This window comes from Gordonia sp. VNK1 (assembly GCF_040049135.1).
GTDB lineage: Bacteria > Actinomycetota > Actinomycetes > Mycobacteriales > Mycobacteriaceae > Gordonia > Gordonia oleivorans.
In genome coordinates this window covers 85,510-106,093 of sequence record NZ_JBDZDJ010000021.1, presented here as the reverse complement: position 1 = coordinate 106,093, position 20,584 = coordinate 85,510, and the positions used below count along the sequence as shown (strand labels likewise).

At 67.0% G+C, this 20,584-nt stretch carries 19 protein-coding genes and 1 pseudogene; 11 read left to right on the top strand and 9 right to left on the bottom strand.

Features of this window, described 5'->3' with window-relative positions; genetic code table 11:
• The 5 genes from ABLE94_RS21115 to ABLE94_RS21095 all read left to right on the top strand — a co-directional run.
• Positions 1–385 (top strand): hypothetical protein (locus ABLE94_RS21115; RefSeq protein WP_348809751.1); only part of this gene is annotated, 385 nt, incomplete at its 5' end.
• The gene (locus tag ABLE94_RS21110; RefSeq protein WP_348806831.1) at positions 382–852 is read left to right on the top strand and encodes a MaoC/PaaZ C-terminal domain-containing protein; all 471 of its coding nucleotides are present in this window, start codon (positions 382–384) and stop codon (positions 850–852) included. The genes ABLE94_RS21115 and ABLE94_RS21110, both read left to right, overlap by 4 nt.
• Positions 853–870: 18 nt before the next feature.
• Positions 871–1,335 carry a helix-turn-helix transcriptional regulator gene (locus ABLE94_RS21105; RefSeq protein ID WP_348806832.1) on the top strand — a complete coding sequence of 155 codons (465 nt, stop codon included), beginning with the start codon at positions 871–873 and terminating at the stop codon, positions 1,333–1,335.
• Between the two features lie 10 nt (positions 1,336–1,345).
• A complete protein-coding gene (locus tag ABLE94_RS21100) occupies positions 1,346–1,759 on the top strand; it encodes a VOC family protein (protein ID WP_348806833.1) in 414 nt (137 codons plus the stop codon).
• 28 nt (positions 1,760–1,787) lie between these two features.
• Complete coding sequence (locus ABLE94_RS21095) at positions 1,788–4,166, top strand: ATP-binding cassette domain-containing protein (RefSeq protein WP_348806834.1); 2,379 nt, start codon at positions 1,788–1,790, stop codon at positions 4,164–4,166.
• 24 nt (positions 4,167–4,190) lie between these two features.
• On the opposite strand, the gene ABLE94_RS21090 is transcribed toward ABLE94_RS21095, so the two are convergent.
• Together ABLE94_RS21090 and ABLE94_RS21085 are read right to left on the bottom strand one after the other, a co-directional pair.
• Positions 4,191–4,745, bottom strand: coding sequence for an FKBP-type peptidyl-prolyl cis-trans isomerase (locus tag ABLE94_RS21090; RefSeq protein WP_348806835.1), 555 nt, complete (start codon positions 4,743–4,745; stop codon positions 4,191–4,193).
• Positions 4,746–4,803: 58 nt separating this feature from the next.
• Positions 4,804–5,844 (bottom strand): LLM class F420-dependent oxidoreductase, encoded by a 1,041-nt coding sequence (locus ABLE94_RS21085; protein WP_348806836.1) that lies wholly within the window; start codon positions 5,842–5,844, stop codon positions 4,804–4,806.
• A gap of 160 nt (positions 5,845–6,004) precedes the next feature.
• Between ABLE94_RS21085 and ABLE94_RS21080 the strand changes: the two genes are divergently transcribed.
• Positions 6,005–6,592 (top strand): PadR family transcriptional regulator, encoded by a 588-nt coding sequence (locus ABLE94_RS21080; RefSeq protein ID WP_348806837.1) that lies wholly within the window; start codon positions 6,005–6,007, stop codon positions 6,590–6,592.
• A 1-nt stretch (position 6,593) separates the two neighbouring features.
• On the opposite strand, the gene ABLE94_RS21075 is transcribed toward ABLE94_RS21080, so the two are convergent.
• Positions 6,594–7,013 (bottom strand): nuclear transport factor 2 family protein, encoded by a 420-nt coding sequence (locus tag ABLE94_RS21075; RefSeq protein WP_348806838.1) that lies wholly within the window; start codon positions 7,011–7,013, stop codon positions 6,594–6,596.
• Positions 7,014–7,129: 116 nt separating this feature from the next.
• Positions 7,130–8,056: a LysR family transcriptional regulator gene (locus ABLE94_RS21070; protein ID WP_348806839.1), complete on the bottom strand. Its 927-nt coding sequence runs from the start codon at positions 8,054–8,056 to the stop codon at positions 7,130–7,132.
• A gap of 118 nt (positions 8,057–8,174) precedes the next feature.
• On the opposite strand from ABLE94_RS21070, the gene ABLE94_RS21065 reads away from it, so the two are divergent.
• Positions 8,175–9,995, top strand: a complete 1,821-nt coding sequence (locus tag ABLE94_RS21065; RefSeq protein WP_348806840.1) for an acyclic terpene utilization AtuA family protein — start codon at positions 8,175–8,177, stop codon at positions 9,993–9,995.
• Positions 9,992–11,488 carry a CoA transferase gene (locus ABLE94_RS21060; protein ID WP_348806841.1) on the top strand — a complete coding sequence of 499 codons (1,497 nt, stop codon included), beginning with the start codon at positions 9,992–9,994 and terminating at the stop codon, positions 11,486–11,488. Before ABLE94_RS21065 ends, ABLE94_RS21060 begins: the two co-directional genes overlap by 4 nt.
• A gap of 32 nt (positions 11,489–11,520) precedes the next feature.
• On the opposite strand, the gene ABLE94_RS21055 is transcribed toward ABLE94_RS21060, so the two are convergent.
• Positions 11,521–12,513 (bottom strand): isopenicillin N synthase family dioxygenase, encoded by a 993-nt coding sequence (locus tag ABLE94_RS21055; protein WP_348806842.1) that lies wholly within the window; start codon positions 12,511–12,513, stop codon positions 11,521–11,523.
• Between the two features lie 486 nt (positions 12,514–12,999).
• On the opposite strand from ABLE94_RS21055, the gene ABLE94_RS21050 reads away from it, so the two are divergent.
• The 3 genes from ABLE94_RS21050 to ABLE94_RS21040 are packed head-to-tail and all read left to right on the top strand — an operon-like array spanning position 13,000 to position 18,610.
• Positions 13,000–14,475: a DUF3375 domain-containing protein gene (locus ABLE94_RS21050; RefSeq protein WP_348806843.1), complete on the top strand. Its 1,476-nt coding sequence runs from the start codon at positions 13,000–13,002 to the stop codon at positions 14,473–14,475.
• On the top strand, positions 14,472–15,272 hold the full coding sequence (locus tag ABLE94_RS21045) for a DUF4194 domain-containing protein (protein ID WP_348806844.1): 801 nt from the start codon (positions 14,472–14,474) through the stop codon (positions 15,270–15,272). Before ABLE94_RS21050 ends, ABLE94_RS21045 begins: the two co-directional genes overlap by 4 nt.
• Positions 15,269–18,610 (top strand): ATP-binding protein, encoded by a 3,342-nt coding sequence (locus tag ABLE94_RS21040; RefSeq protein ID WP_348806845.1) that lies wholly within the window; start codon positions 15,269–15,271, stop codon positions 18,608–18,610. Before ABLE94_RS21045 ends, ABLE94_RS21040 begins: the two co-directional genes overlap by 4 nt.
• Positions 18,611–18,727: 117 nt before the next feature.
• Here ABLE94_RS21040 and ABLE94_RS21035 read toward each other — a convergent pair whose 3' ends face one another.
• The 4 genes and pseudogenes from ABLE94_RS21035 to ABLE94_RS21020 form a co-directional block, all read right to left on the bottom strand.
• Positions 18,728–19,144 carry a DUF5313 domain-containing protein gene (locus ABLE94_RS21035; RefSeq protein WP_348806846.1) on the bottom strand — a complete coding sequence of 139 codons (417 nt, stop codon included), beginning with the start codon at positions 19,142–19,144 and terminating at the stop codon, positions 18,728–18,730.
• 159 nt (positions 19,145–19,303) lie between these two features.
• Positions 19,304–19,657, bottom strand: a complete 354-nt coding sequence (locus ABLE94_RS21030) for a VOC family protein (RefSeq protein ID WP_348806847.1) — start codon at positions 19,655–19,657, stop codon at positions 19,304–19,306.
• A 46-nt stretch (positions 19,658–19,703) separates the two neighbouring features.
• On the bottom strand, positions 19,704–20,387 hold the full coding sequence (locus tag ABLE94_RS21025; protein WP_348806913.1) for an MFS transporter: 684 nt from the start codon (positions 20,385–20,387) through the stop codon (positions 19,704–19,706).
• An 8-nt stretch (positions 20,388–20,395) separates the two neighbouring features.
• Positions 20,396–20,539: pseudogene (locus tag ABLE94_RS21020) on the bottom strand (Bcr/CflA family drug resistance efflux transporter); the annotation flags it as partial.
• Between the last annotated feature and the right edge of the window lie 45 nt (positions 20,540–20,584).

The following is a 20,584-nucleotide window of genomic DNA, read 5'->3' as shown; positions in this document are numbered from 1 at the left end:
GCGGCAACTCCAGATACTCCCGGACATAGGCTGTGATCTCAGCGATCGTGTAACCAGCACTAATACTCATGTTGTGAACCTCCTCCTCGGAAGTGACTCACACCCAGATTGGCATACAACGGACAGCGCTCTCCTCATCGTTGACAGCGCTCTCGTCGTCACTGACAGCGCCCTGGTCGTCACTGACAGCGCTCTCGTCGTCACTGACAGCGCCCTGGTCGTCACTGACAGCGCTCTCCGCATCGTTGACAGCGCCCGCAGACATCCGGGTGCGCCATCCCGCGGGGTACGGCGGGTGTCCGACGGGCGGTACGGTCATAGAACTTTCCGACACGCCGAGCTTCCCGACACGCCGCGCCCGCAGAGGAGTGATCACCGCCGATGACCGATCCGAGCCCGAATCCCACCCTCGTCTACGCCGACGATCTCTCCGTCGGCACCCGATACGAGTTCGACCCACATCACGTCACCGAGGCCGCCATCGTCGAGTACGCCTCGGCGTGGGACCCGCAGTCGTTCCACATCGACCGCGCCGCCGCCGATGCGGGCGCGTTCAGGGGCCTGATCGCCAGCGGAATCCACACCCTGGCCGTCGCACAGCGCCTGTCGGTCGACGCGGCGCTGCACACCTGGGAGGTGATCGCCGGACGTCGGCTCACCGAGGTGGAGTTCCTCGCCCCGGTCCGCCCCGACGACGATCTGGGCGGATTCCTCGAGATCGAGGGCGTCGACTTCGATGACCGTGGGCGCGCGCTGGTCACCCATCGATGCGATCTGATCAATCAGGCCAGCGTCACCGTGCTCCGGATACGCGTGCAGGCCTACGTTCGGGCGCGTCCGACGACCCGGTGATATGCCAGGATCGGTGAGGTGACCCGCCGCGACGACACCTCCACCGCGCAACATCGGCGGGACCTGGAGCGATTGCGCAGGGTCCGCGATCGGATCGACCGTGACTACGCGCAACCTCTCGACGTCGAGGCTCTCGCCCGGGGTGCGCACATGTCGGCCGGCCACCTGAGCCGCGAGTTCCGACGCGCTTACGGGGAGTCGCCGTATTCCTACCTGATGACCCGGCGGATCGAGCGGGCCATGTCCCTGCTCCGCCGCGGAGACGTGTCGGTCACCGAGTCCTGCTTCACCGTCGGTTGCTCATCGCTGGGTACCTTCAGCACCCGGTTCACCGAACTGGTCGGAATGTCACCGAGTGAGTACCGCCGGCGTGCCGCCGACCTCGCGGCCGGGGTATCCACCGAGGGCATCCCCGCATGTGTCGCCAAACAGGTCACCAAACCGATCAGGAATCGAGAAGTCCCCGGCCCCGCGAGTCACTAGCGTGAGCGACATGACCATCACCATCCACTACGCGTTCCTGCCACAGACCGATCCCGACGCCGCGTTGGGCTTCTACCGCGACACACTCGGATTCGAGGTCCGCAACGACGTCGGCTACCACGGCATGCGCTGGATCACCGTGGGCCCACCGAACCAACCGCAGACCTCGATCGTGTTGCAGCCACCGGCCGCCGACCCGGGTATCACCGACGACGAACGCCAGACCATCCTCGACCTGATCGCCAAGGGCACCTACGGCGCCGGCCTGACGTTGGCCACCGACGACCTCGACGGCCTCTTCGCCCGACTCGAGGCCGCCGGCGCCGAGGTGGTCCAGGAACCGATGGACCAGCCCTACGGCGTCCGTGATTGCGCATTCCGCGACCCGACCGGCAACCTCCTGCGCATCAATCAGGCATCCTGAATCCCACCCCCGAACAGACGGAGATCCGATGAGCCGGACGCCCCGCGCGTCGACACCCCATCCCGCCGACACCCACGACATCATTCGTGTGCACGGCGCCCGCGAGAACAATCTCCGGAACGTCGACGTCGAGATCCCCAAGCGCCGGCTGACCGTCTTCACCGGAGTGTCCGGGTCGGGGAAGAGTTCACTGGTCTTCGCGACGATCGCCGCCGAATCCCAGCGGATGATCAACGAGACCTACAGCGCGTTCGTGCAGGGGTTCATGCCGACGTTGGGTCGGCCCGACGTCGACGTGCTCGAGGGACTGACCACCGCGATCATCGTCGATCAGGAACGGATGGGCGCCAATCCGCGGTCGACCGTCGGCACCGCCACCGACGCCAACGCCATGCTGCGGATCCTGTTCAGCCGGTTGGGAACACCGACGATCGGTTCGCCGCAGGCTTTCTCGTTCAATGTCGCCTCGGTGTCCGGGGCGGGTGCGGTGGAGATCGAACGCGGTGGACGAAAGGTGAAGGAACGCAAGGAGTTCAGCGTCACCGGAGGCATGTGCCCGACGTGTGAGGGACGCGGCGATGTCTCCGACTTCGACCTCGGGGCACTCTACGACGACACGAAGTCCCTCAACGAGGGAGCCCTGACCATCCCGGGCTATTCGATGGACGGGTGGTACGGGCGGATCTATCGCGAGTCCGGGTTCTTCGACCCGGACAAACCCATCGCGAAGTTCACCAAGCGCCAACTCGACATCCTGCTGTACTCCGAACCCAAGCGGATCAAGGTCGAGGGCATCAACGTCACGTTCGAGGGTCTCATCCCGAAAATCCAGAAGTCGTTCCTCGCCAAGGACCGCGAGGCGATGCAGCCGCACATCCGTGCCTTCGTCGACCGTGCGATCACCTTCACCGTCTGTCCGGACTGCCAGGGCACCCGACTGAGCGAGTTGGCCCGATCCTCGACGATCGACGGCGTCAGCATCGCCGACGCCTGCGCCATGCAGATCACCGACCTGGCGCAGTGGGTGGGCGGACTCGACGAACCCGGTGTCGCACCGCTGCTGACCTCGCTGACCGAATTGCTCGACTCCTTCGTCGACATCGGCCTCGGCTACCTATCGCTGGACCGACCCTCGGGCACACTCTCGGGTGGAGAGTCGCAGCGCACCAAGCTGATCCGGCATCTCGGTTCATCGCTGACCGATGTGACCTACGTGTTCGACGAGCCGACGATCGGACTGCATCCGCACGACATCACCCGGATGAACGATCTGCTGATCCAGTTGCGCGACAAGGGCAACACCGTCCTGGTGGTCGAGCACAAACCCGAGGCGATCGCCATCGCCGACCACGTCGTCGACATCGGCCCCGGCGCCGGAAAGGACGGCGGCACCATCGTTTTCGAGGGCAGCGTCGAGGAGCTGCGCCACAGCGACACCCTCACCGGACGTCACCTCGACGACCGGTCGGCGTGCAAGGACGTGGTGCGCCAACCGACCGGCGCGGTCGAGATCCGCGGCGCCGACACCCACAACCTGCGAGAGGTCGACGTCGACATCCCGCTCGGCGTGCTCGTCGTGCTCACCGGTGTCGCGGGATCGGGCAAGAGTTCCCTCATCGGCGGTTCGGTCGCCTCCCGCGACGGCGTGGTCACCATCGACCAGGGCGCGATCAAGGGATCGCGACGCAGCAACCCGGCCACCTACACCGGCCTCCTCGAACCCATCCGGAAGGCCTTCGCCAAGGCCAACGGCGTCAAACCCGCACTCTTCAGCGCCAATTCCGAGGGTGCGTGTCCCAACTGCAAGGGGGCCGGCGTCGTCTACTCCGACCTCGCGATGATGGCCGGCGTGTCGACCATCTGCGAGGTCTGCGAGGGCAAGCGGTTCCTCGCCGAGGTCCTCGACTACACCTTCGGCGACCGCAACATCGACGAGGTACTCGGCATGTCGGTGGCCACGGCGCACACGTTCTTCGCCGACGGCGACGCGAAAGTTCCGGCCGCACACAAGATCCTGACGCGGCTGGTCGACGTGGGTCTGGGATACCTCACCATCGGGCAGCCGCTGACCACCTTGTCCGGTGGTGAACGGCAACGCCTGAAGCTCGCCTCCCAGATGGGGGACAAGGGCGACATCTACGTCCTCGACGAACCCACCTCGGGACTGCATCTCGCCGACGTCGAGGCGCTGCTGGGTCTCCTCGATCGGCTGGTCGATTCCGGGAAGTCGGTGATCGTGATCGAACACCACCAGGCGGTGATGGCCCACGCCGACTGGATCATCGACCTGGGCCCCGGCGCCGGCCACGACGGCGGGCAGGTCGTGTTCGAGGGCACCCCGGCCGATCTCGTCGCCGATCGATCCACCCTCACCGGCCGGCACCTGGCCGACTACGTCGGGGCCTGACCCGCAACCGGTCCGGCCGTCCGGTCAGCCCTGGGCGTCGATGATGGTGAGGACGAAAACGAGGGTGTCGCCGGCATCGATCCCGGCGTCGGCGTTGCCGGTCGTGTACCCGTCGGCCGGCGCGATCGCCACCGCGACCGTCGACCCGACCTTCTGTCCGCCGATGGCCTTGGCGAACCCGGGGATCACCCGGTCCAGCGAGAAACTGGCCGGCCTGCCGCGCTGATAGCTGCTGTCGAACTGGATGCCGGTCCGGCCGTTCACGCCGACATAGCTGACCTCGACGATCGCGGTCTGCGACACGGTCTCGCCGCTGCCCTCGGTGAGCACGTGCACCTGCGTTTGATCGACCGCGAACGGGGTGGTGACCTTGACGGTCGGTGGGGTGCTCGCGTTCTGCGATGCGGTCACCGTCACACTGCCGGTGGTCCCATCGAGGGTCCATGTCGCACCCGGTGCCGAGCTGCCGCCCCCGTTCGATCCGACGCCATCCGATCCGCCATCATCGGAGCCACACCCGCTCACCACCAGAACAGCGAGAACGGCCAGGATCCCGAGGACTCCACGTACTGTGCGCATGGTGCTCGACGCTACCGGGTGCGCACCGGCCGGCCGGTCGGCGGCACCCGCAGGCCGGTCAGCTCGACTGCACCAGCGACGCCAACTGTTCCACCTCGGCGACGCTGCCCGGCGAGACGAGCATCGTCGTCACGCCCGCCTTCTCCCAGATCGCGATCTGCTCGCGGACGTGGTCGCGGTCACCGACGATGGCCGAATCGTCGACCACCGCGTCGGGGATGATGTTCGCCGCCTCGTCCTTGCGTCCGGATCGGAACAGTGCGGTCACCTCGTCGACGACCTCGCCGTACCCCATGCGGCGATACACCTCGGCGTGGAAGTTGGTGTCCTCGCTGCCCATTCCGCCCATGTAGAGCGCCAGGAAGGGTTTGATCGCCGCGTAGGTGGCCGCCCGGTCGTCGGTGATCACGATCTGTGCGGTGGCACAGATCTCGAAGTCCGCGCGGCTGCGGCGGGCGCCCGCTCGCGCGAATCCCTCGTCGAGCCAGGCGTTGTAGGTGTCGGCCATGCGGGGTGTGTAGAACAGCGGCAGCCAGCCGTCGGCGATCTCGGCGGCCAGCGCGATGTTCTTCGGTCCCTCCGCGCCGAGCATCACCGGGATGTCGGCGCGCAACGGATGGGTGATCGGCTTGAGGGATTTGCCGAGTCCGGTCGAACCGGGACCGGTGTAGGGCAGCGAATAGTGCGGGCCGGCGCTCGCGACCGGCGCCTCACGGGCCCACACCTGCCGCATGATGTCGACGTATTCGCGGGTTCGGGCCAGCGGTTTCTCGAATTTCTGGCCGTACCAGCCCTCCACCACCTGCGGGCCGGACACACCGAGTCCGACGATGTGCCGGCCGCCGGAGAGATGATCGAGGGTCAGGGCCGCCATCGCGCACGCCGTCGGCGTGCGCGCCGACATCTGCAGCACCGACGTGCCCAGGCGTACCCGCTCGGTGGACGAACCCCACCACGCCAACGGCGTGTAGGCATCCGAACCCCAGGCCTCCGCGGTGAAGATCGCGTCGAACCCGGCGGATTCGGCCGCGGCCACCAGTTCCTTGTGGGCGGGCACGGGTTGCGCGCCCCAATACCCCAGTTGCAGACCGAGTTTCATTTCTCGCGGGTCCTTTCCTCGACCATCGGCGATGAGGCGATGCATCGAACCTATACCGCCCGGTCTACCAACCTCAAGGGATCGGCAGTCAATTCCTTTACCATGGGTGCGTCGCCGCCAAACGCCCCCGGCGGCAGCGCCGACCGAGGAGGGGATCGTCATGTCATTGCGTCACGCGATTCTGGCCGAGTTGATCAACGGCGAGGCGTCGGGCTACCAACTCGCCAAGACCTTCGATGTCGCGGTCGCGAGCTTCTGGTTCGCCACCCCGCAACAGTTGTACGCGGAGTTGCCCCGCCTCGAGGCCGCCGGCCTGATCAGCGGCCGCGAGGTCATCCAGCACCCTCGTCCCAACAAGCGGGTCTACGCGATCACCGACGACGGTAGGGAAGTGTTGCGGAGGTTCGTCGAGGGCGCCTCGAAACCGACCTTCATGCGTGATGAACTCCTCGTGCGTGTGCGGGCCTGCGACATCGGCGACACCCCCGCACTGATCGACGACCTGCGCGGACGCGCAGAGTCGGCACTGGCCAAGGCCCGTCTCATCGAGGGATTGTTGCGCAAGGTGCGCGGCGACGTCTCCGAAGATCGCTTTCTCGCCGAAAGTCCGTCCGTGGGACCGTATCTCACCGGACTGCGTGGCATCGCCTTCGAACGGGAGAACGCCGCATGGTGTCGACGCGCCGCCGACGTCCTGTCCACCCGGATGGCCGCGACGGCGCAGGCCGACCGGGCCGACACGCCCTGACTCAGCCCCGACTCCCGCCGGCGGCCGCCGCGGCCTCGGCTGCCTCGGCGCGGATCCGGTCGAACTGCGCGCCCATCGCCTCGGCCACCGCGGTGGCCCCGGACAGTGGACGCACCATCACCATCAGGTCATCGATCCGGCCATCGGCGTCGACGTGGATGAAGTCGCAGCCGGTGATCGATTTCCCGCTCACGGTGGCGGTGAACATCAACGCAGTGTCGGCGCCGCCGGCCGATCCGAACTCGCGGATGTAGCGGAAGTCCTCGAACACCCGCATCACGCCGCGCAGGATCGCCGCGGTGATCGCCTTGCCCTCGTACGGCGCGAACGCCACCGGACTGGTGAACACCACATCGTCGGCGAGCAACGCCTCGATGGCCGTCGTGTCGCCCCGTTCGACCGCCTCACGGAATTCCTTCATCGAACACTCCTGGTCATGAAACATCCATGGTCATGTAATTGAGTATGACGGAGATGGTAGACGGAATCGTTCGGGTGGGCAGCCGTTTGGCGGCCTTTCGCCGGGTTCGCCGGTGATCAGCCCGATGCGGATTCCGATCGGCGGTGATCGTCGAGGCGGCCGACGACGTCGACGAGGTCGGCGACCAACGGATCGGTGGCCGCTCGCCGTTCCCGCCACGCCGCCACCGTGCTGATGTGCGCCCTGCTGTGGCGCAGCGGAATCACCTGCACCGGCTCACCGGCAAACAGGCGGCCGGTCATTCCGTCACCCAAGGCGACGAGGGTGAACGCCTGCCCGGTCGCCACCAGATGCGCCAGACCCCCGAAGTTGCCGTCGCTCAGCGTGATCCGTTTGTGCACGCCGTGCCGGGTCAGCAGGTTGTCGAGGTTCGCGTAGATCTCCGGTGCCGCATCGTGATTGATCGAGGCGAACGGGATCTCGGCCAGTTCGGCCAGCGCGATCGTCTCCGGCGTGCCGTCGACGATCATCGAACCGACCGCCACCCCGACGGGCTGCCGATCGAGCAGCAGGGACTCCACACCGTCGGTGCCCACCGGCCCGTGGACGAGGACGAGGTCGGCGGCTCCGCCTCGTAGATCCCGCAGCAGCGGAGCGGTGCTGGCCGGTAGTAGTTGGGGACGGACGTCCGGATACCGTTGTGCCAGAACGTCGAGGAATGCGTCACGGATCGACGGCGACACCTCCGGGGCGATGCCGATGACCGCGCGGCGCTGCTGCCCGGTCTGCGCCGCCGCGAGAAGATCGGGAATCGCGTCGACCCGTTCGACGATGTCACCCGCCTGGGGGAGCAGCGCGCGTCCGGCGTCGGTCAACTCGACCCGACGGTGCGCGCGGATGAACAGATCCATGCCGAGTTCGCGTTCGAGATCCTTGATGCGCTGACTCAACGGCGACGCGGCCATGTGCAGTCGCGCCGCCGCCCGCGTGAAACTGCGTTCCTCGGCGACCGCGACGAAGTACCGCAGATGAAGCACATCCACAGCGATCACTGTAGGCCACCGCCACCGGCGGCTCTCCGCGTTCGCGACCGATTCGGTCATCGTGGGCTTCGCCGATCGATCCTGGTCACCGCCGACGGTCGGTCGATAGCCTGCCCACATGGCAGTACCCGACCCCACACGACCCATCCGCATCGCGAACTTCTCCGGATATCTCGGTGATCGCCCCACCGCCATCACCGAGGCACTCGACGGTGACCCGATCGACGTTCTGATGGGTGACTACCTCGCCGAGATCACCCTCGCCTCGTTGTCCGCGGCCTATATCCGCAACCCCGATCGCGGTTACGTCGAATACTTCGTGCGCCAGATTCGGCCACATCTGGCCACCATCGCCGATCGTGGGATCGCCGTGGTGACCAACGCCGGCGGATTCCATCCGGCCCGGCTCGCCCAGGTACTTCGCGACGAGATCGCCGCTGCCGGAGTCGCTCTCGAGGTCGCCTACATCGAGGGCGACAACATCCTCGGTGACCTCGCCGACCTGCGCGCCGGAGGCCATCTCCTCGATCACCTCGACAGCGGTGCGCCGTTGTCACAGTGGACGGCCGAGCCGATCGCGGCCAACGCCTACCTGGGCGGGTGGGGGATCGCCGCCGCACTGGAGGCCGGGGCCGACATCGTCGTGTGTGGCCGCGTCACCGACGCCTCGCTGACCCTCGGCCCGGCGGCGTGGTGGCATGGCTGGTCCACCGACGAGTGGGACGCACTCGCCGGGGCCGTGGTCGCCGGACACATCATCGAATGCGGATCCCACGCGGTGGGCGGTAACTTCTCCGGTTTCCTCGACATTCCCGATCGCCTGGTGCCCGGATTCCCGATCGCCGAGATCGCCGCCGACGGCTCCGCTGTCATCACCAAACACGCCCGGGATGGGGGAGCGGTCACCGTCGACACCGTCACCGCCCAGTTGGTCTATGAGATCCAGGGACCGGTCTACCTCAACCCGGATGTCACCGTTCGTCTCGATCATGTGCGCGTCGATGCGGTCGGGTCCGACCGCGTGGCCGTCACCGGTGCCGTCGGCTCGCCGCCGCCGCCGACCACCAAGGTGGCCCTGTTCGGCAAGGTCGGCCACAGCGTCGTCAACACGGTCTTCGTCACCTCGCCACACGTGGAGGAGAAGATCGCGCTGATCCGCGATCAACTGTCGCTGGATCTGCCCGACGGCGTCGAGATCGACCTCACGGCGATCGGTACGGCCGCCGATGATCCCGAATCACAGTGGGCCGCAACGGTGTCGTTGCGCGTGATGGCCACCGCCGACGATGCCGACACGCTCGGTGCCGCCGCTCTCGGTGCCCGACTGGGGAGCCTGTATCTGCAGGGAATCCCGGGCTATTTCCACGACGGGGCGGCCGGTCTGCACTCACGGCCGTCACCGCGGATCGACTACTGGCCCGGTGTCCTGGACCAGTCGGCGCTGCGCCATCGGGCCGTCGTCGGAGACGGCCGCACCGTCGACGCACCGCGACCGCCCGCATTCGAGATCGTCTCGCAGCCACAGCATCCCGAACCCTCGGGCGCGCCGCTGGCGGAGCGGGTGACCCGTGTCGCACTGGGTACCGTGGTCCATGCCCGCAGCGGCGACAAGGGCGGCAACTCGAATGTCGGTGTGTGGACCCCGGATCCGCGAGTGTGGCTGTGGCTGCGCCGATTCCTCGACACCGACGAGATCCGTCGCCTCATCCCGGAGACCAAGGACCTCGACATCGTCCGACACGAGTTCCCCGAGTTGCGGGCCGTGCACTTCGTCTTCCGCGGACTGCTCGGTACCGGCGGGTCGTCGAATCTGCGTGTCGATCAGGTCGGCAAGGCGATCGGCGAATACCTGCGGTCGCGCCAGGTCCTCCTTCCCGACGATCTGCTCAGCGCGGCCGCCGACGGCAACGACGTCGACGATGCCGAGGTGACCGCATGACGTCGCTGACCGAACGACTCCGCACCGCCGCGGCCACGCCGGCCACCGACGACATCTTCGATGCCGGTGCCGAATTCGAGGGCGTGCTGTCCGGGCTGGGCATGTCGCCCGCCGACACCGGTGGCGAGGTGAGGTTCATCGGTGCCGATCCGGTGGTGCCGAGCACCCTGCGACTCGGCGCGGCGGCGGGCATCGCGCTGGCCACCAAGTCCGCCGCGGTCGCCAAGCTCCACCGTCTGAGAGGTGGAGCCGGACAGGACATCTCGGTCGACCTGCGCAGCGCACCACACCGGCTGTGCCCGTTCTACGACCAGAAGTGGGAGTTGCTCAACGGGTATCCGCCGTCGACCCCGGCGAATCCGTCGAATGCGTTGGGATTCCGTTTCTACCGGACCGGCGACGATCGCTGGATGATGCCGCTCAATCCCTATCCCAAGATCAAGATCGGCGCCCAGCGACTCCTCGGTGTCCCCGACGATTCGCGGGCGGTCGCCGCCGCCATCGCCACCTGGAAGGGACGTGAACTCGAGGCTGCCGGCACCGAGGCCGGGGTGGTGATGCCGATGCTGCGCACCATCACCGAACTGCTCGACGAGCCCCACTACCGTGACGTCCTCGCCGATATGCCGTTGATCGAGATCACCCGCATCGGCGACGGTGACCCGATTCCGCTGTCCGGTGGGACCGACCAGCCCCTCGACGGCATCCGCGCGCTCGGGATGGGCCACGTCATCGCCGGTGCGGGCGTCGGGCGGTCGCTGGCGTTGCACGGCGCCGACGTCCTCAACATCTGGCGACCCAACGAACTCGAACACGACGCCACCTACGCCACCGCCAACGTCGGGGTCCGCTCATCGGTGATCGATCCGCGTTCGGAGTCGGGGAGCGCACTCCTCGGCGGTCTGGTGGCCGGCGCCGACGTCCTCTACGCCAACCGACGGCCGGGTTACCTCGCCGAGATCGGACTCGACGCCGCGACCGCCACCGCCGGGCACCGAGGTCTGATCCACGCGACGGCGTCCCTCAACGGCGAATCGGGACCGTGGAGCGATCAGGTGGGGTTCGATCAGACGGCGGGCAGCCTGGCCGGGATGATGCTGAGCGAGGGCGGCGGCGACACACCCTCGCTACCACCGATTCTCGTCGTCAACGATTACATCGTGTCGTGGTTGCTGGCCGCCGGGGTCACCGAGGCGCTGGCCCGTCGGGCAGAGCACGGCGGCAGTTATCGGGTGCATGTCTCGCTGACCCGGGCGGCGCTGTGGATCGTCGGCATGGGGGTCTTCGACCGCGGATACGCCCACGAGATCGCCGGTACCGACGCCGGCGGCGGTGCGCACCGCTACCTCGATCCGGAGACGTTCACCGCCGACACCGCACTCGGTGCCTATCAGGGCGTCACCGATCAGGTCCGGATGAGCGGCACGCCCGGTGCGTACCGCACCATCCTGGTGCCGCGGGGTTCCTGCCGCCCGGAGTGGCTGCCGATCTGAGTCCGGAGTCCGGTGCCGGTCGGTACGCCGGGTCAGTATGCCGAGGCGGGGCCCGTCGGGGTGATCCCGTGATGACGTTGTGCGACATCGGGATGCGCCCGGGTACGCGACTTCCACGCGTTCTCCCCGTAGGTGGCATAGATCGGGTTGGCCGGATCGGCTTCGACGCCGCGCGAGCGGGCGGCGAGTTCCGGAGGCAGGTCGATGATCGGTATCACCGCATCGAGGGCGGGATTGAGGAAGAACGGGATCGAGATGCGATCGGTTCCCGGTTTCGGTGCGCGCACCCGGTGACGGGTGGCTCGCAGATATCCTCCGGTCGCGACTTCGAGCAGTTCACCGACATTGACGATGAACGCGTCGGCCACCGGTGGCACATCGATCCACTCACCACCGGTGGTCTCGACCTGCAGTCCCGCCGATCCCGGCTCGACGAGCAGAAGCGTCAGGACACCCGAATCCTTGTGCGCCCCAACGCCTTGCTCACGTTCGGCGGTGCCCGGGTAGCGCACCACCTTCAGCAAGGTGGCGGGCGCGTGGGCGAACGCCTCGTCGAAGTGGTCCTCCGAGGCACCCAGCGACAACGACCACTGCCGCAGCAGCCGCAGCCCGACCTCGGACAGGGAGTCACTCCACGATCCGAACACCTCACGAAACCGCGAGGGTCGAGTCGGCCACAGATTCGGGCCCTGAAGGTTCCAATAGCCGTCCGCGTTGTCGATGACCGGTCGATCCGGACCCAGATCGATCTGTTCACGCCAGTCGATCCGCCCGTTGGTGAGTTCTCCGCCCAGTCGCGAGTAGCCGCGGAAATGCGGGCTGTCCAGCTGACTGATCTCGTCCTTCTCCGCATCGTCGAGGGCGAAGAACTCGCGGGCCACCGCCACCGCGGCCGACATCTGTTCGGCGGGTATCCCGTGGCCGATCAGGTAGAAGAATCCGTGCACATGCGTGGCCTCGCGCAGCGCGAGCCGAAACCCCTCCGGATCGGTGTCGGCGTCGGCGAGATCCAGGATCGGCAGCATGTGCTCCACTCTGGCACCGCCGTCGGAACCACGCCAGGCCGCCGACCCCTTCGACCCACCGCGGCGTCAACACCGCTTCACCGACAGCGCCCTGCCGATCGTTGACAGCGCTCTGTTCCTCACTGACAGCGCTCGTCACTCCACTCACAGCGCCCCTATCCTCACCGACGGCGCTCTGTGCGTCGTCGGCTTCTGTCATCGGGGCGCCGTCGACGTCCGGCTGAGCGCTGTCAATGCGGGCGAGAGCGCCGTCAACGCGGGCGAGAGCGCCGTCAACGTCCAGCAGAGCGCTGTCAACGACGTGCGCGGGCATCGCCCCCAGCCGATCGACCTGCGGATATCGCCATCGCTCCACACGTGCCACCGGGCGACGCGGGCGAGGCGACCCGGCCGTGGGACACTACCTCGGGTCCGAATGTCCCTGACGAAGTGTCCCTGAAGAAGTGACACCGACGAACTGTTTCCCGACGAACCCACGAGGCGGCCATGGAGAGTGTGCAACAGCCGGCGCTGGCGCAGGCGTGGGAGGCCAATCGCTCGATCCAGAAGTCGGCAGCCGTGCGCCTCTTCGCGGCCACCAACTCCGCCCTCTACGTCACCCTGATGGAGCGCCACCTCGACTTCGGCTCGCGACGGTCGGAGACAGACCTGGCGGTCCGCCTCGATCGCGACATCTCCGACCTCGGTCTCATCGACCAGCCCCAGGGACTCGACCTCATCAAACTGTGGGCCAAGAACGGGTGGCTGCACCGGATGCCCGATCCTGCGGTCACCGGGCAGAACCTGTGCCACCTGACGCCCGAGGCGCGCTCGGTCCTCGACTACACCCGCCGGCTTCGCCGTGAGGACTCGGTGGCCACCGGTGGGTCCATCAACGGCATCGCCGCGGGCCTGCGACGCGTCGCCGGACAGGTGAGCGACGACGCCGACGCACTGCGTGAGGACCTCACCCAACAGATCGAGGAACTCGACGCCGAACTGGCCGACCTCGATGCTGGTCGTCGGCGCGAGCCCGACCTGGCCGCCGCCGAGGACGAGGCCCGGGCCATCGCCTATCAGATGGAACAGATCATCTCCGACATCGGTCAGTACGGCAGCATGCTCGATCGCATCACCACCGCGCTGCTCGACGATCCCGGCGATTCCGACCTCGCCTACCGGGATCGGCAACGGCAGATGTTCGACGACTACGAATCGCTGCTGGAGTCGTCACAGAGCGCCTCGTACCACGCATTCACGACGATGATCGGCGACCCCGCACAACGCGCGAAGCTGATCGCCGACATCGACACCGTCATCGCCCGTCTCCCCGGTATCGATCCGGCGCTGCGGTCGGTGATGGACAACTTCTTCGTCCTCGTCACCCAGCAGATCGGTGAGGTCGGCCGGATCCGTCGGCGCTGCGCCCGCCGCATCCGCCGATTCGTCGCCTCCGGCACCCTCGAACAGAGCCGCGGCATCGCCCGCCAGCTCAACGACGCGTTGTCGACGGCGAACGAGTTGCTGTCGACATCGCTGTCGGATCGTCGCCTCGGCTACGAATTACCGCTGGCCACAACGTCATTGACCTCCATCGGTCGACTGGCGTTCGAGATCCGCAATCCCGAACCACCGATCCCGGCGCTCATCGCCGACGGACAGGCCGATCTCGACTCGTTCGTGTCGCTGGCCGGCCAGGTCGACACCGTCGAACTCACCGAGCGCGTCAACGACGCCCTGCACACCGGTCCGGTCACCCTCGCCGAGGCCATCGACTCGCTCGACGAACCGTATCTGGCCCATGTGATCGTGTTGTGGTCGTGGGCGTTGCGCCAGCCCGGGGCGTCGGCGTCATCCCCGTCCGCGTCCACGCCGACCTCGGTTCTCCGCTTCCGGTCGCTCGATGGCGACGACCGCTTCATCGAGGTACCGAGCCTCACCTTCACCGAACCGATTCCGACCGCGGAGGCCGACACCCTGTGACCGACAATCGCGACCACGGCACCGCCGTCGACCCTGCCACCACCGACGAGTTCCGCGGCTACGACGACCTGCCCGCCGTCGCCCGGACCGCCACCGTCGACGACAGCCCGAAGGTGCCGCGTTTCGACGGCGACCTCAGCGAGATGCCCGACCGCGCGTGCTGGGCGTTGCAGAACCTGGTGACCCGCCGCTACGTCAGCGCCGATCGCACCCCGCAGCTGTGGTCGTGGGTCCTCGAGTATCAGGATCGGCTGCGTGTGCGGCTGTCCGAACTCGATCTGCGCCTGCGGCTGGTCACCGAACTCGAGGTCGCCTTCGTCGAGCAGGTGGGCTATGACTCACGTTGGGGGAGAAGGCTTCTCAAACGAGAGACCATCCAGACCTATGATGCGATCCTGGCTCTGCATCTGGCCAAACACATGCGGGCCGCGCGCGAGGAACAGGTGCTGATCACCCACGAGGAGATCCACGAATTGTTCGCGGGCGTGTCGAATACGATCGACCGGGACCTGACACTGTTCGACAAGCGCATCGACAAGGCCATCGACAAACTCGAGGAACTCGAGTTCCTGCGTCGTCACCGCGACGACCCCGACACCTTCACCGTCAGCCCGGTGATCACCGCGGTGATGACCGCCTCGGTCATCACCGATCTGCAACACCAGTTCGAGGTGTTCATCGGTTCCGGCGAGGTCGGTGATGACGACGCGGAGGACACGCCGTCGGATCACGACGGCGCCGAGTCGGTGGATCTCGATGCCGACGATACCGACGACGAGGGGGATGACCAGTGGTGAGCAGCAGCGTCGACCAGTTCCACCTCTCCCGGCTGCAACTGATCAACTGGGGTGTCTTCGACGGGTACCACTCGATTCCGTTCAGCGTCAACGGGTCTCTGGTCACCGGCTCGTCCGGCAGCGGTAAGTCGTCACTGCTGGACGCGATCTCGCTGGCCTTCCTGCCCGATCATCGGCGCAACTTCAACGCCTCCGGGGACGCGACGGCCGCCGGTTCGGCCAGTGGCAAACGCACGGTCGGCAAGTACGTCCGCGGCGCGTGGGGTGAGCGCCGCGACGGGGTCAACTCCACCCGCGAGGTGATGTACCTGCGCGGCACGGGTCCGGCATGGGCGGCCATCGCCGTCACCTACACCTCCGATTCGGGTGCCGCGATCACCGGGCTGGTGCTCAAATGGCTTGCCGCGGGCAAGATGACCGATGCGCACAGCGCCTACTTCCTGACCGAGGGCGACGCCGACATCGTCGAGGCCTGCAACGAGTGGGCGCAGGGCAATCACAACGCCGCCCGACTCCGTGAGCGCGGCTGGCGCGGTGGTCCCGGGGAGGGCAAGTACCTCGCGTCCCTGTACTCGCTGATCGGCATCCGCGGATCCGATGCGGCCCAACAACTTCTCGGAAAGGCCAAGTCGCTCAAGAGCGTCGGTGGCCTGGCACAGTTCGTCCGCGAGTTCATGCTCGACGAGCCGACGAGCATCGTCGGCATCAAGGACGCTCTCGAGCAGATCGATCCGTTGGTCGACGCGCGTGAACTCCTCGACATCGCCCGGCGTAAACGCACCATTCTCGGCGACATCGAGGCGATCCAGGAACGTTATGCGACCGAGGCGGCGAAGTTCTCGGTGCTCGACACCATCGACACCGCCGCCGTACGCGCCTACCTGACCAATCTGCGAATCCGGCACGCACAACCGGAGATCGCCGACCTCGACGATCAGATCGAACGCCTCGACGGCGACCTCGAGGCGCTGACCGCCCAACACGATCAGCTACGGACCGATCATAGTCACCTGCTGTCCCGGATCGCTTCGAGCACAGCGGATCTCGCCCCGCTGTCCGAGCAGCTCACCGCCGCCCAGAAGGCCGCCAACGAGGTGTCGATCCGGTTCTCCTCGTATGAGGCCAAACTGTCCGCGCTCGACGTCGAGATCCCGGACACCGCAGAGGATTTCTGGGAATCACGCGAGTTCCTGATCGAGGAGGCCACCCGGATCGACGGGCTCCTCGACGCCGGAAAGGGGCACTACGCCGAGGTGCTCGCCCAGGAGGTGGCCGCCCGGACCCGGCGTGACGCCGCGAGGGACGAACTCACCCGCGTCGAGAACGCCGGTTCGGCCCTGCCGCGCTCCGAGCACGAGATGCGCCGGGTGATCGCCGACGCCCTGCAGGTCGACGACACCGAACTGCGCTACGTCGCCGAACTCGTCGAACTCGATCCCGATCAGGAACGGTGGCGACCCGCCGTCGAGAAGGTACTGCGCACCGCAGGATTACGACTCCTGGTGCCCGACAGGCACTTTCATGCCGCACTGCGTTTCGTCAACACCCACGACATGCGTGGCCGGATCCAGTTGCACCAGGTCCAGGCCCGGGAGGCCGGCGCCGCCGAGCCCGGTACGCTCGCCGCGACGCTGCGTCCGGTCGAGGACACCCATCCCAGTTCCGCGGAGGCCCTGACCATCCTCAACCGGTTGGGCAACTACGTCTGCGTCGACGATCCCGCCGAGTTCTCCCGGCACACCAAGGCGGTCACCGATCGCGGGCTGCGCAAGGATTCGGCCAGACTCGCCATCAAGGATGACCGTCAGACCCTGCGGGCATCGCAGTTCATCTTCGTCGGCAACGTCGATGCCAAACTCGCCGCCCTGCGCGACGAACTCGATCAGCACGAGAGCAACTACGAGTCGGCCCGCGCGGCGACCGCGTCGATCGAGGCCGACCGATCCGACAAACAACGGCGACGCGACGCGTATCGCAGTGTCTGCGAACAGTTCACCCAGTGGACCGAGATCGACGTGGAGTCGGCCGAGGACCGCGCCGAACGCCTGTCCGACCAGTACGAACTGCTGATGGAGGAGCATCCCGACGTCGAGGCCCTGCAACGCAAGGCCGAGGAGATCTGGGAACAGGTGCGCGCGGCGATCTCCAAGGCGGCGCTGGTGCGCGACCGCATCGCCACCCACGACGAGCGCCGCACCCAGTTGCTCGACCTCACCGATCGGCTCACGCCCGAACAGGTCGGTGAGGGCATCGAGGTGGCGCTCGACGGTTTCCGGGAGGAGTCACCGGCCATCCTCGACGTCCTCGCACCCGAGCCCTACCGCGCGGAACTGGTGAAGGCGGTCGGCCGGGACCGTGACCGCATGCGCGCCGATGCCCGGCGCTCCCGGGACGAACTCGCGCGGATCGTGCGGACCTACGACGAGGAGTTCCCCGACGCCATCCCGAACGACAGCGACGACCTCGACGAGCGGGTGTACGACTACGTGGCGATGTGCCGCCGCATCGATGAACGGGAACTCCCGTCGGCCTATGAACGGATGCGTCGACTGATCACCGAGCAGGCGCCGGGAGCGATCCTCAACCTGCACATGGCCGCCGACGCCGAGGAACGCCGCATCGTCGAACAGATCGAACGTGTCAACACCGGCCTCGGGGCCGTCGCGTTCAACCGCGGTACCCGGCTGCGTCTGCAGCCCGGGCGCAAACACCTCGCCGCCGCGGCCGAACTGACCGAGAAGGCCCGTCAGATCTCCCGGCGGTCGACCGCGGTCGCCTTCGGCGACGAGCAGGCGATCCTCGAGCAGTACGCCGACATCCTGCTGCTGCGCGAACGTCTCGCGGGCGCCACCCCGGAGGATCGCCAGTGGACCCGCGATGCCCTCGACGTGCGCAATCGTTTCGACTTCTACTGCGAGGAGCACGACGCCGCCACCGGCGAGACGATCCGGACCTACAGCAACGCCGGCGACAACTCCGGTGGTGAGCAGGAGAAACTGATGGCGTTCTGTCTGGCCGGAGCGCTCAGCTTCAACCTCGCGAGTCCCGACGGGGACGACAACCGGCCGATCTTCGCGCAGCTGATGCTCGACGAGGCGTTCTCCAAATCCGATCCGCAGTTCGCCCAGCAGGCTCTCTCGGCGTTCCGCAAGTTCGGGTTCCAGCTGATCATCGTGGCCACCGTGCAGAACACCAGCACCATCCAGCCCTACATCGACAACGTGATCATGGTGTCGAAGACCGAGACGGGTGGGCGGCCGGTCGCCACCGCGACCTCGACGTCGATCGGCGCGTTCACCGAACTGCGGCGGTCCTCGGGCCGCAACCGGCTGATCTGACACGGCTGACCTGACACAGGGCCGACCGACAAAACAGCCGACCGACGAAACGACAGAAGTGGGGGAAGACGAATCTTCCCCCACTTCGTGGGCCGGGATTGCGCTGGAGCGCCGGGCTCAGTGGCCGGTGCCGCGGTACTTGCGCCGGTACTCGTCGTAGAGGTCGGCGTTCTTCTCGCGTTCGAGCTTGTTGACGAGATCCGGATCGAGTCCGTGCTGGGTCAGCCGGAAACGTCGGTACACCCGGTTCAACGCGATCGAGAAGAAGATGTACGGGATGAGGATCGGCACCGTCATGTTGGCGCGCACCAGCCAATCGGCCGGTGTGAACAGCAGCGGGACGAGAACGACGATGCACGGGATCGCCCAGCGCGCGACCATCCGGGTCGCCGCGCCGGGGCCGGCGAGATCATTGGTCACCCAGTCGCGCATCGAATCGGGCAGGCGACCGCCGTAGCAATACTTCACGTACTGCCAGCCGTGCGGGCGCTCGGTGGCCGTGCTGGTCGTGGTGACCGTGGACGTCTTGCTCATCGGGATCTTCCTTGTCTCGGCTGGGGTGTATGGCTCTGGGGTGTACGGCTCGGGTGTCGGCTACCCGCGTACACCGGGCGATCCACCCGGCGCCGATAAGTAGTGCACGATTTAATTGTATTCACTTTGATGCGCAAGCGCTACCCCTGGTCGGCACGATCAGCGTGCGAGCGGACTGTAGAACACCAGTCCGTTGCCCTTGTTGTCGTAGACCACGGCGCGACGTTCATGCGCATCGTCGTAGGGACCCTTGACGATGCCGCCGCCACTCGCCTCGATGGCCTTGGCGGCCGCGTCGACGTCGTCGGTCTTGATCCCGACCACCACCTGTCCCGGGATCGGGTGATCGACCTCGGTGGCCAGCGCCAGGGTGACGGCCCCGCCGTTCAATGCCGCGAAATGCGCACCGTCACGGAACTTCAGCGCGAAACCCAGGGTCTCGCTGTAGAACTCGATGGATGCGTCGAGATCATCGGTCGACAGCACGATCATCTTGACCTCATGCTCACTCACCACTGACTCCTTTTCTCGCAGGCACCCCCAGCATAGGCCTCCGACTTCATTCGCAGGCACCTCCACCATAGGCCTCCGACGCGGGGACAGGAACCTCGCCTGTCCCCGGACCGGCGACGAGAAGCGCTGCCGGACATGGCTTGTCATTTCGATGCAATCGGCCCATGCGACGCGGGATGATGACGGGATCCCCGTGGTGGCTCTGTGCCCCACCAGCGAGCCCGTCACCGCGCCCACCACGAAACTGCAGTGCGCCGAGCAGTGCCGCCGCCGCGCCGGCGCGTTCGGGATGGCGTATCAATGCCAGGGCGGTGACGCTCGGCCGATCACACCCCACAACGCTGCGATGACCGCACAGCCGACGAGCAGCCGCCAGGCCATCTGTTCCCGCGGCCACGACCAGAAGCGCCGAACCGGCTACGAGAAACGCAGCACCACAGGCGATCTGGTGGAGCGCTCGGGAGAATCGCACCCACCGTGCACACGCCATCAGGCACAGACCGTCGACCGCGAACACCACCGCGAACTCCGAGGGGCTCAGTCCGTGCACCTCCTGGAATGCGAAGGGGGAGCCGGTGATGTAGGCGAACAGCGCCCCGAAACCGACGGCGCCGGTGGTGATGACCAGCAGGTACGGCCATCGCTGAGCAGCCGCCCATACGACGCCGAGGCGCCGGCCAGCACCCCGCCGGACACTCGGTGTCCCGGCGGCAGCGTTTCCGGGATCCACATCGCGGTGGCCACGACGAGGAGCGCACCGATGACGGCGAGCACGGCGAAGATCGTGCGCCACGAACCGACCAGCTGGATGGCGCTACCCAGCAGCGGGGCCAGTACCGGGCCGAGCCCTACGACGACGGTGAGCAGCGCAAAGACCGACACCAGTGCCGATCCCGAACACCGATCGGCCCACGATGGCCCGGGGGA